This window comes from Halocella sp. SP3-1, from assembly GCF_003953885.1.
Lineage (GTDB): Bacteria > Bacillota > Halanaerobiia > Halanaerobiales > DTU029 > Iocasia > Iocasia fonsfrigidae.
The window spans coordinates 3,097,498-3,110,036 of sequence record NZ_CP032760.1 but is presented as its reverse complement, the minus strand read 5'-3'; the positions used below and the strand labels follow the sequence as shown (position 1 = coordinate 3,110,036).

The 12,539-nt window shown below is 33.5% G+C and carries 10 protein-coding genes; all 10 read left to right on the top strand.

All coding sequences use genetic code 11. The features are described from left to right. Positions 1-13: 13 nt before the first annotated feature. Complete coding sequence (locus D7D81_RS15000; RefSeq protein WP_125990861.1) at positions 14-784, top strand: DNA and RNA helicase; 771 nt, start codon at positions 14-16, stop codon at positions 782-784. Then, the gene (locus tag D7D81_RS14995; protein WP_286169775.1) at positions 777-1,217 is read left to right on the top strand and encodes a J domain-containing protein; all 441 of its coding nucleotides are present in this window, start codon (positions 777-779) and stop codon (positions 1,215-1,217) included. Before D7D81_RS15000 ends, D7D81_RS14995 begins: the two co-directional genes overlap by 8 nt. Before the next feature lie 16 nt (positions 1,218-1,233). Next, positions 1,234-1,851, top strand: a complete 618-nt coding sequence (locus D7D81_RS14990; RefSeq protein ID WP_125990860.1) for an FHA domain-containing protein — start codon at positions 1,234-1,236, stop codon at positions 1,849-1,851. A gap of 38 nt (positions 1,852-1,889) precedes the next feature. After that, positions 1,890-2,426, top strand: coding sequence for an FHA domain-containing protein (locus tag D7D81_RS14985; RefSeq protein ID WP_125990859.1), 537 nt, complete (start codon positions 1,890-1,892; stop codon positions 2,424-2,426). Between the two features lie 24 nt (positions 2,427-2,450). Then, positions 2,451-3,290 (top strand): PP2C family protein-serine/threonine phosphatase, encoded by an 840-nt coding sequence (locus D7D81_RS14980; RefSeq protein WP_125990858.1) that lies wholly within the window; start codon positions 2,451-2,453, stop codon positions 3,288-3,290. Positions 3,291-3,334: 44 nt separating this feature from the next. Further along, on the top strand, positions 3,335-3,865 hold the full coding sequence (locus tag D7D81_RS14975; RefSeq protein ID WP_205739234.1) for a hypothetical protein: 531 nt from the start codon (positions 3,335-3,337) through the stop codon (positions 3,863-3,865). A 398-nt stretch (positions 3,866-4,263) separates the two neighbouring features. Beyond that, positions 4,264-5,346: an RHS repeat domain-containing protein gene (locus D7D81_RS14970; RefSeq protein ID WP_125990856.1), complete on the top strand. Its 1,083-nt coding sequence runs from the start codon at positions 4,264-4,266 to the stop codon at positions 5,344-5,346. Between the two features lie 3 nt (positions 5,347-5,349). Further along, positions 5,350-8,985, top strand: a complete 3,636-nt coding sequence (locus D7D81_RS14965; protein ID WP_125990855.1) for a LysM peptidoglycan-binding domain-containing protein — start codon at positions 5,350-5,352, stop codon at positions 8,983-8,985. 10 nt (positions 8,986-8,995) lie between these two features. Beyond that, positions 8,996-9,955: a DUF4280 domain-containing protein gene (locus D7D81_RS14960; RefSeq protein WP_125990854.1), complete on the top strand. Its 960-nt coding sequence runs from the start codon at positions 8,996-8,998 to the stop codon at positions 9,953-9,955. Between the two features lie 59 nt (positions 9,956-10,014). Then, on the top strand, positions 10,015-12,525 hold the full coding sequence (locus tag D7D81_RS14955) for a hypothetical protein (RefSeq protein WP_125990853.1): 2,511 nt from the start codon (positions 10,015-10,017) through the stop codon (positions 12,523-12,525). Positions 12,526-12,539: the final 14 nt, after the last annotated feature.

The following is a 12,539-nucleotide window of genomic DNA, read 5'->3' as shown; positions in this document are numbered from 1 at the left end:
AGGAGTTAATGGCTTGTTTAAAAATAATACACCATATTTTAAAAGGGGAAACATTTTAAAAAAAGGTATGTTAATGAATTTGAGGGATTATCCCAGAAAATTTTTCGATTTTTATTTTCAGGATTATTCTAATGGGGTAATAGCAGGGAGCAGTATTTTTATTGAAGACAAACATTTTTGTGTCAATGAGGGGATTGTCAAATTTAATGATATTATCTATATATCAGACGGAATAAGCAGGGTTAAATACTTTAATAGCAATAAGGAGATGATAGTTAAGATAAAATTTCGAGATAAGCGGGAGGAAAAAGATTATAGTTGTTATGAAAGCGATATTATTGTTGATGATAATTTACAGATTGAAGAAAATGAATTAGAACTGGGTAGGTTTAAATTACGTGAAGGGGCTTATCTTAGATCAGAATATAATAATTTTAGTGATTTTGAAACTGAGTTTAATACAGTTAATATCATTAATGTCTTATATGCTAATGTTAGTAGGCCTACCTTACACCCTTCAATTGTTGAGAAGTTTGCCAATAATTTATTAGAATTGTCACAGGATGATTTTATAGATATTGCTTTTGCTATGGAATGTTTGAATTCCAGGATGGTAAGAAGGGATTTGCTGGAAAATTATTTGAATAGGAAGTTGGAATTAAAGAAAGAAAGATATACTAATCTGGAGATATATAAACACATGAAGAACATAATTAAGGAATTATTAGGTAACAGGGTTATAAAAGATGAGGGGAGAAAAGCCCCTAAAATTATAGTTGATTAAGGGAGGAGGAGTTAGTATTAAAAGAAATTATTATGAGGTATTAGGTGTATCACCAGATGTTGGAATGAAAGAGCTAAAAAAGGTTTATAGGAAACTAACTTTAAAATATCACCCGGATAGAAATATTGGTGATGAAGATGCTGAAGAAAAATTTCGATTAATAGTTGAAGCATATAATACCCTTAGTTCTGAAAAGAAACGTAAAGAATATGATGCTGTTTTAAGAAAGCAGTCTTTCAGGGAAAATAAGAGAAATGTTAGGGAGAGGGGATTTGAAAAACCTAGACCGGAAGAATTCGAAAAAAAATTTCAGGATTTCTTTGGTTTTAACCCCAGGACTAAAGAAAAGATAAAGGTTAAAAACAAAAAAGGTAAGAGTTCAATGAATACAAATGATTTATTCATGAATTATTTCGGCGGCAAAAAAAATTGATGAAAGGAGAATTGATATGCTTAAACCCTTTAATTTGTTTAACATTCCTAGACATATAAAGAAAATAGCTTTAAGGTCTAAAATTAATAAGAATAAAAATGGGGTAGAAAAAGGCCATATTATTTTACAACTTATTAATGTGCTTATTGTTTTAGCCTTAATTGCTGCTATTGTTTATTTGAATTATGTCTATAGAAATAGGGTTCTTTTGATTAGTTCTATATCTGCTTTGGGTATAATTATATTGCTTATTATTGGGGGGATATATAGAAGAAATAAATTCAATAATTATAATACTGTTTCTAAATTAATCTTAAAAGATGATGATGATCGTATACTTGATGAATGGGATATCAGCAATAATGTATCCTGTTTAATTGGGAAAAAAACCAAATCTAATGAAGTTAATATTAATTTATCTAAGGCGGTTTATGCATCACTAGTCAGCAGAGAACATGCAGTTATCAATAAAGCGAATAATAAGTGGTATTTTGAAGACATTGGTTCATCAAATGGAAGTGGGATTAAGCGAAAAGGGGAGAGTAATAAATTCAAGGTGGAAGAAGGTAAACCATATGAGGTTAGTTCAGGGGATATATTATATATAGCAAATACAAAATTGTATGTTAAATAATTAAAATATAATATAAAAAGATATTGGGGGTATATGATATGAAAATGGAAAGATGTAAAGCAGGGCATTTATATGACCCTAAAAAATATAATAGCTGTCCTTATTGTGAGGAAGGTGTTCTTGAAGGTAATAGAAAATCTAATATAAATAGAAAGAGATCTACAACAGTATCTAATACTAATGAAAATGGGGTAAAAACTTTAGCATATTGGGATAATCAGGACGGTGTAAATCCTGTAGTAGGCTGGTTAGTATGTATTGAAGGGGTAGAACAGGGCAAAGACTACAAGATTATAAGTGAGAAAAATTTTATTGGACGTTCAGAAGAAATGCATATTTATATTGCTGAAGATAATGCTATTTCCCGTAGGAATCATGCTGTTATCAGTTATAATCCTAAACAAAGAAATTTTGTCCTTATTCCTGGACAGGATACTACAGGGATAATTTATGTTAATGAAGAACCGATTTATTCACCTGCTGAGCTAGAAATCTATGATGTGATAGAAATGGGGAATAGTAAGTTTATCTTTATTCCTTTATGCGGGCAGCATTTTGAATGGGAGAATGAATGATCATGATAAAGAAGGGAAAATAATATGAGTTTTAAAACATTAACATTGTTACCTGCTGTTATTATAGTTTTAATTATTTTAGGATTGATAATAGCCCGGTTTATTATCAAAAGGAAAGTAAAAAAACCAACACTAATTGTTGGTTCTGCACAGGGCCTGGGAAAAAGGGAGGAACAGGAAGATTCATTTTCTACTATAGAAAATGAATCTGGTTTCCTGGCTGTTCTAGCAGATGGTATGGGTGGCTTTTATCTGGGAAAAGAGGCAAGTGAACTAGTAGTTAAGTCTTTTTTGGGGGAATTCACTAGGAACTATAATATCAAATCTATTAATGATTTCCTCGTAAATACTACTCATATAAGTAACTATAAATTGGTAGAGTTTGCTAAAGAAAAAAATATGGGGACAACCCTGATAGCTACATTTATTAGAGATAATATTCTTTATTGGGTTTCTGTTGGTGATAGCCAAATATATTTATTTCGCAATAAGGAATTACACGAAATAAATCCCAGGCATACTTTTGCTATTGAATTGCGTAAGGCCTGTAGGAAGGGAGAAATCAGTCGAGAAACAGCTAGAAATCATCCAAAACGGGACAGATTAATTAGTTATCTGGGATATAGAGATTTCCATCTCTTAGACTATAGTAAAACACCAATTAAACTGGTTAAAAATGATATGGTGATATTATGTAGTGATGGTATCTATAACAGTTTATCCACTTATGAACTTGAAGATATACTACATAAAAGAAAGATAAAAGCAGCAGAGGCTGCTGCAGCCATCCTTGATAGGGTACTAAGTAAAAACCTAAATAATCAGGATAATGCCACAGTGCTGGTAATAAAAAAAGTAAAGTGAGGTGCTTAAAAATAAAACGATATCACAGGTTATTGTTACTGCTTTTGATATTTTGTCTGCTATTTATATTTACTGGGTGTGGAGCTGTACAGGATAATTCAAGTCAGCTGGAAGATAGTAAAGAGACTCAAGAAAAAGTTCAGAATACAGAACAGTATAGTGAAGAAATGATGATCATAAATATAATGATTAATAAATTAGATAAAGCAGCTGCTTTAGTAGTTATTACAGTAAGGAATTTTGTTAATGCAGGTCTGGAGAATCCTGCTGGTAGATTAATTCATTTACCAACTGTTTTAAACCACATAGTACCAGAGGAACTTACAAAAATAATCTCAGCAGATGGAGAAAACTGGGGAGGGGTTCCACAGGAGGAGAACATTGATGAATTTTATGTGAAATGTGGTTACAATAGCAGGGATGTAGAGACTGGTGAACCCTCAAATAAAATAAAGGTAGTTATGGACAGAGAAAGTGGGGAAATAAAGGTTTTAGCAGGAAAAAACAATCAGGGGATCGATTGGCAGGAATATAGTAGTGGTGACTTTGATGATTTTAAAGAACGTTATAAATAATAATAATATAACAGCTATCAGCAACAATTAAAAGTTGTTTGCTGATAGCACAGTAAGTATAAAAAGATACCAACGAAATAGCCGACGACTACACAGCGGGATTTAACATAGGTGATGAAGAGACCGGGGGTATGTTGAAGAATGACTTATATTATATAGCAGATTGGGGCAGTACTTTTGCGGTTAAGTAATAATTTAAAAGTGATAGATTATAATAATTATTTAACGTTCAATGGAATCTTTGTTTAAGATGGGAGTGGAGTCTGGCGAATCCTTAACTTCCCTTATAAATAATTATTATAATCTATCAATACTAGGATTTTAGCAGTAATTGATTTAAATAAGTGGTGGAAAGGAAAATTAAAAGTAAAAAACAAAGGAAAGGAGTGGTAGAGAGAATGTCAAGAAACAAGTTTATCAAAAAAACACTTGTCTTACTTATATCCCTCACACTAATGTTTACTCTAGCTGCCTGTAATAAGGAAGAAGAATTAATGCAGGAAGTTAAAGTGGAAAAGGAAATACCGGAATATGTTCTAGTGAAAGAGACAATAAAAGAAGGGGTTAGAAATAATCAGGGACCGATTAGTGGTTCGGTGGAATATGAGTATGATGACAGGGGTAATGTAACCAGGATTACATACAAAAATGGTGATGGAGAAGTAATTGAGAATAAGGAATATAAGTATAATGAAAAGGGTTTAAAGGTTGAAAGGAATATAACTAAAGTTGTGGAAGATACCTCCAAATATCGCTGGCGTAGTGGGAGTTATGATATTAAAGAACTTAATAAGGATAGGATAATTAAAGAGAACATGCATGAAGCCCTTGGTAAGTCTATATATAAATATAATTTCAGCAATCAGTTGATTTTGTATGAGAGATATAACATTAAGGGTGAAAAAGTTGAATGGATAAACTTTGAATATCACAGAAATGGTGATATGAAATGCAGGAAAAGGGATACAATTGGAGGGTTTAAGAAAACAACAGAATATAACAGGGATGGAAAGTGGACTAAGGTAGTATCTTATTTCCCTTTTAATGGTAGTAAAAGAGTTCAAATTGCTAAATATGGTAAAGATGGGAATAGGATTGAAAATATAAAAAAGGATTATAATAAAAAAGGTAAGAGTACTCTTTTTAGTCATTATAAAATGGTATATGATGAAACGGGTAATATGATTAAATTCATTGATATAGATGATGGAAAATCTTATACAATATATGATCTTGAATATGATGAAAAGGGGAATTTAATAAAAGAGATTAATTATTATAATAGTGGGGATATACACTGGATAAAAGAATATGAATATGATGAAAAGGGAAAGAAAATAAGTTTTGTAAAGAAAAATGCGGAAGGGAATATTCGTATAAATTCAAAATATAATTATAAATATGATGAAAATGGTAATTTAGTTGAAGATGATTTTCAAATATATGAGTATGAAAAATTGAATGGGAAAAAGGAGGAGTAAAGTATGGTTATGGACTTAGAAGAAATGTATCAGAATGATTTGGAAGAGGACATTAATAATTATATAAAGGATAAAAAACTAAGTGAAGGGAAGGTGATATTCTTTGAGAGGGATCATCGAATTGAAGATGGTGAAATAATAGAAGAAAACAGAGGTTATTTTTACATGTATCAAATAGAGAAAGGTAAAGCATTGATGTCATCTAAAACAGAAATAATTGACTTTGTTTGGAATGATAATATTGAACCTCAAGCAAATATTAAAGATGCCAATAAAATAGCCGACAACTACACAGTGGTATTTAACATGGGTGATGAAGAGAGTAGGGGTATGTTGAAGAATGACTTATATTATATAGCAGACTGGGGTAGTACTTTTGTGGGTGCCTGGAAAAATATTAAGGGGCCAAAGGGAGATACGATCGGGGAAGTTCTTCAGGATATGTTTAATGAGGGGAATAAGGATTTCTTTTTGAGTTCTTTTAGAGGATTGACAAGTTCTGCGTCTAATGCTGTGAGATTATCAAATATGGATAAGGTGGCTTATACTAAGGAAGAGATAGAGGAGATGCAGTTTGATACTGCTACTGAAATAATTAAACTAATGATTGGTTATTCCTATGATAAGATGAATAAGAATTGGAGTCCGGATAAGTTTAAAAAGGAACTTGGAGAACTTAGTGAAAATAGGAATATTCCTTTAAAAAAATTAACTGAATTTGTCCAGAACTGGTTAGCTGTCTATGGCCCTGCCCTGGTTACGGCTAAGCTTAGAATGGAGAAGTTGAAGGACCTGGGTAGGTTGCCAGCAGGCCAGGAGAATGCGTACTTTTTCCATGAGTTTAATAAGGAAATTGTGCTTAACAGGGTAGCTGCTAAGGCAATGTCAATGGTGATGGCTTTGGGGACAATCTTATGTAAGTCCGGGGTCTGGCAGCTGGTTATACTGGGGATGGGTTTGGTAATTAGTGCTCAGCCAATTTCAGTCGGTGTCAGGCAGGCGGTTAAGGATCGGATGGAAGAGGGGGAGGTTGATTATGCTAAGGCCTTTGAGGCTGCTGTTGATGCCTTGAAAAAGGAGTTAAATCTAGTAGAATTATTAAAGGGCCCGGACAAGCTGTCATTAATCTTTGGCCAGAATACTGATGACCCAATGATAGCTCAGATAGAGATTGATGCCCCGGGTGTCTGGGATATGTTTGAGATAGTAGGAAAGAGTTTAAAAGACCTGGACTTCAAGGGGGTTAGAGATGGTTTGAATCCAGCTAATGAAGAGGTCTATCAAAATGAAATCAAGGGTAATGCCCGTATTTTGGGTAATTTGAAGGCTATAGCTAACCTGATGGGGAATGAATATACAGTAGAAAAAGATAATTACTATGTGGCATTTTTCGATGAGAAGATTATGGATAATATCCTGGGTGATTTGTTTAAATACAGTAAATATGGTAGTTCAAGGGTAGTAAGCAGTGAGATTCGTAAGATAGAGAAAGGAGAAACCTTATCTGAGATTGCTGAGGAATATAGTGATAAGGGTGTTACTGTAGAATCGCTGGCTGAGGAAAACCATCTTGCTAACCCTGATTTGATTATAGAGGGTGATGAACTAACTATTACTAAAATAGAAGGGGATGAAATTAATACAGAGACTAAGGATTTATTATCTTTTGAAGAATTGGAACCAAAACTGGTATATTGGAGTACTCCTGTTTTTGTCCATGACCCTACCTGTAAACATTATAAGAAAATAATTAATAAATTGATTTCAGTCAATGACTCTTTTGATGTGGAAAAGGTGAAAAATAAATATTTAAGTGAGTTATATAAAAACTTTTCTACTGCTTATTTTAAAAGGATACTCCTGCAGGGTATAGAGGTTGGTTTTCATAACATAAATGACCCGGAAAGAATAACAGCACTCTATCGTATTGAAGATCTAAGTGTGATTGAAGCCCAGGCTAATACCTTAGGATTGGGTATTTCATATACTGATAAGAGCTATCAGGATATATTAGACCTGGACCACAATTCATATTTTGATGAAAATGGTCTTCTTGGCAGTTTTTCTGAAGACTCCAAAGATAATCCTGAGGAATCCAAAGATAATAATCAAGATAGTGAAGGAGGAGATAATCAGCAAAAAGAGTATGATTATGTTATCACTAAATATAAGACATTAGATTATATAATTGGCTTTCAACCCCATAAGTTTTTTCAAAAAAATAGTCATAAGTTATACGGCAGCTATAAAAAAGATACAGTAGAAGGAGAAGGGGATCAAGGGAGTGGGCAAAGTACTGAATCCTATGAATTTTACGCTGGGTTTGGTGAGAGAGAGACATATCAGGATTCCAATGGTGAAGGGGATATCACCCTTAATGGTCATATAATCGGTAAAAATATTAAGTATATCAGGAAAACAAGGTTTGATATGGAAACAAGGGAGGAATACCGGGAAGAGTTTTATGAGCAGGATAGTGAGGATGAAGATAGTGATAGACTGGTTTTAAAGGTTGAATATACCTTAATAGAATACAAGCCTTCAGTGATTTCAGAGGTAGAAAAGGTATTGAAAATAAGGTATGGGCTTGCTGAAGAATTATGGCGTAGTGAGTGTGAAAATGAGATAACAATTGAATTTTTTAATAATGGTGATTATGGTATAGAGCTGCCTCGCTATCACCTCCTATCAGGTACAATATATGCTGATAAATTAAAGAAATATAAAAAGGGCAAAGCAATTAAGCCGGTGGATGATAAGATTGAAATAATGCTTGATTCGGGAGAAGCATATAATTATAAGTTTAATAAAGATAAAGAAACCCCTAATCAGGCTGAGGGTATTATTATAGGAGAAACTCTTCTTGGAGAAGGTCTGAGAATAAAAAAATCTCTTGAAAATGGACTTATAAAATATGAAGATAGTGAGGGGGGCAGATATACCTTTTCCTTAAGTGAAAACACCCTGTTGATAGGCCTGAAGAATCACCAGTATGTCAAGGATGTCTGGTATTTACAGGAGAGCCGTTTCAAAAAGGCTAATATAATTGAGGCTATAAAGATAGAGAATTTTAAAAACGGAGATTATGGTTTGCATTTTACTTATGATGAAAGTAATCTCTTTTATAATGAAATGATTTTAATGGGAACCAAGGGTAAAAAAGTAGAGCCGGCTGAGGGAAAGGAGTACCAGATTTACAGTAATAAAGGCTACTGTAAAAACAGACCTGAAGTTGTGGATTGTAAATATAAAGAAATCTGTAATAACAATAATCAGTCCAGCAGTCTATGTTTTTATGCCAGTTATATAGATAATGAAATAGGCTATAAGGCCAGCAGTGAAGATGGTGAAATCTATATCGACGGTTTTAAGATCAGTGATATAAAGAAACTTAAATGGGATGGGGGGTTAAAGTGTCATGAGCTTTTTAAAAAGGGATTATATGAACTAAAGGTCTATTATATTCAGCTGCTTGATGACAATGATGACGTAGATGAATTATTGATTCAATACTATAATAACAAAAATAAAAATGAGAACGGACGGATTATAATCAAGGACTTCCAAAATGGTGACTATAATCTTCACCTACCAGAGATAGTTGTTTCATATCTGCCGGGGAGTAATTATAAGGCATAAGGGGGAGGTAATGATGGGAAAGGATTACTTTAGCTTTGATTTAAAAAACAACATTGACTTTCTTAGAGATGATGAGTCAGAAAACAGGGAATGCAAGATAAAACTGGGTGATGATTTCCTGGGGAAGGGGATTAAGCCCAGTAAGGGAGATTCTATTGATTATGAGGACTGCTATGGTAATAGATATGACCTTAGAGATAATAATGACTTATATATATCAAGTAATAATGAGTCGGATAATAAATTACATGAGCTGGTAATTAAGAAGTTTGAAGATGGTGATTATGGGATATGGTTAGTTAAAAACGCACCATATTACTATCAAGATGGTATGATTGTTAATTACTTTACTCTTGAAGAGGCTGCAGTGGGAGATATAAATGCCATTGAAGCGAATAGCTACCTTCAGGAAGAGAATAGGCTTATGGGTGATTTTCTCTGGGTTTATCAGGGTGATGACATTATATTCCCCAGTGAGCTGAAGGAGAATGAGGGTGAGCAGGGGCAGGGTAGTAGTGAACAAAAAAGTGGACAGGCTGTTTCAGCAGCCCAGGGGGATGATTCTCCTGATGAAGGCAGTAATGGTGCTAAGGAAAGTAAAGCCGATGGTGAGATAGATGAAGTAGGTAAAGGGGGTAAATTATTTGTCTGTCATGGTGCGGTTTTAAAATGCAGTAAAGGAACTGCCCCCTGTGTATTTAATGTTGCTGATAAAGCTCAGGTATATATTATGGGAAAACCAGTGGCAACTGTTGATGATAACAAAAGGTCTAATATGCCAAGCTTTGCTACCTGCAAAAGGCACGATTCTCCCCCTTGTACACCTAAACCTACTGGTAAATGGAAAAGCGGGAAAGATAGTGTTGTGATAAAAGGTAAAACTGTTTTATTGGAGACTTCGACAATAAAGTGTGCCTATGGGGGAACAATAAAAATTATTAATCCAGGGCAGCAGCTTGTTAAAGAATAGTTTTATATTTATAAAAATTAAATATTGTTAACTAATATTAGGTAATAGAGGTGATTGTGATGCGAAAAGATAATAGTGATTTTGTAACGGCTTTTGTGACTGATGCAGGTGATTTTAAGGATAATCGTGATTATTTTGCTTTTGTGGAGCTTGATGATTTTGCCTGCTGGGTACTAGCGACAGGTCTTGATTCAGCAGATGAACAATTGAGTTCAGAGCTTGTAGTAGGAAATATAATTAGTGACTTTACTGAACGCCCGTCTATTTCACGGAGGGTGATTAAAAAATATATCAAAAATGCTAATAAACTGCTGATAAATGAGAGTAAGATTGTGAAATTACATGCCTCAGTACTGGTAGTGGTAAGTGATTATACTTCTATTGTCTGGGGAAATGTTGGGAATACCAGGTTATATCATTTGCATAAAGACAAAATAAGTGTCAAAAGTAAAGATCATAGTATTGCCCAGATAATGCTAGAAGCCGGTGATATCAGTCAAAGACAGCTTAATCATCACATTGAAAGGAATAATTTGACTAAGTATCTGGGGGAAAAAAAGAGGGTAAAACCCTTTGTTAGTAAAAAATTGAAACTAAGTGATAGTGATGTTATACTGGCCTGCACCCCTGGTTTCTGGGAGAATATTGATGACCAGCAGATTGAAGATATACTTAAAGAAAACTCAGAACCAGATGAATTTGTAAATAGTTTAGAAGAAGATCTGGTAAATATGGTTGAAAGTGAATTAGCAAATTATACAATGGTATCGTTTTTTGCGAAAAAGGTATTTAAGGAGTCTGGAGAAAAGAAAAAGTTATATAAAAAGGTAGCTATATTTTTAATACCGATTCTTATTTTAACCGGGGGTTATGCAGTTTATAGGAGGGTTAAGACTATAAATGCTCGTAAAGCTGCCCGTATATTAATGAAGCAGAGGGTTACTACTACTGTTGAACGTGAAAAAAGTGGTGATGAATTATATAATGAGGGTAAATATGAAGAGGCTTTAGCGGCTTATATGAGTTCTAAAGAGAATTATGTAGAATTGAAAAAAGAAGAAGAGGCAGCTGAGACCCAGGAAAAGATTGATAGGGTTGAAACAGTTATAGCTGGTAGAAAGCAGGAAAAGGAGGGTATGGATTATTATAAAAAGGGTGATTATCAACTTGCCCTGGATAAATTGAATGAGGCCAAGGCAAATTACCTTCGATCAAATGATTATGATATTGAGGATATAGAGGAAAATATTGAAATGGTATCAGGGTTATTAAAGGCTGTATCTTATGAAGAAGAAGGTGATCTTTTCTTTGAATCAAAGAATTATTCTATTGCTAGGGGAAAATACAACTCTGCTATCGCTATTTATAGAAGCTATAAGATGACAGATAAAATTAATCAACTGGTAAAAAAAGCGGAGCAATCCCAGAGTTTGATAACTGTAAGTTCAAAATTGGAAAATGCCCAGAGAATTGAAACAGCTGCAGATGAATTTTTTAAGTTAAATCAATTTGAAAAAGCCGTTATGAATTATATTGAGGCTAAAGTAATCTACACAGAACTTAATAATTCAGAAAAAATAAGTGAGATTGAGTCCAAGATTGACAAGGCCAATAAAACCCGTGAAGAGCTAGAGGCAAAGAACAGGTTAGCCAAGGCAGAGGAATTAGAGAGAGAGGGTGATCAGTTATTTTATTTGAGTGAATTTGGCCAGGCAGATGCTAAATACAGGGAAGTTAAAGAAATATATTCTAAAATGGGTTTGTCAGACAGGCTAAGCCAAATTGAAGAGAAGATAAATAAGATAGGAGAAATAAAAGAGCAAAAGTCTATTGAAGCTAAGGTGCAGCAGGCTGTAGATTTGGAAAATAAGGGTGATGAGGCTCTTCAGAACAGGGAGTATAATAATGCCAGCGAGAGATTTCTTGATGCGAAGGGTATATATGTACAAATAAATATGAATGAAGAGGCTGAAAGGATACAGAATAAGATTAATAATATTAGTGTAAGTAAAAATAGAGATAAAGTAGAAAGGTATTTACAGTCAGGTAATATACAATTAGCTGAAGAGAATTATGATGAGGCTTTATTTAATTATCGACAGGCTAGAAAGATATGTCAGGAAAATAGTTTTACTGAAAAGGCTGAGGAGCTAAATAAAATCATTAATAATACCAGTCTGGCGAAGTATAAAAAACAGGCTAGTAAATATGAAACAACAGGTGATATGTTACTTGAAGAGCAGAAATTTACTGAGGCCCTTTTTAATTATAAACAGGCTAGAAATATCTACATGGAAAATAATATTGCTGATGGGGAAGAGAAAATTAATAGAAAAATAGATAATACTGTAGTCAGGGAAAAATATTATAATGCCCAGAAATATGAGAGTGATGCTGAACTGCAATTTGCCAATGAAAAATATGATGAGGCCCTAATTAATTATCAGAAGGCTTTAGATATTTGTACAGAGATAGATAAAAAAGATGATATAAAGCGGATAACTGAGAAAATTAAATTGACAGAAGAGAAAAAGAAGACAATATTTGATAAAATAAAGGATATATTTTAGGGGTTGGTGAAGAT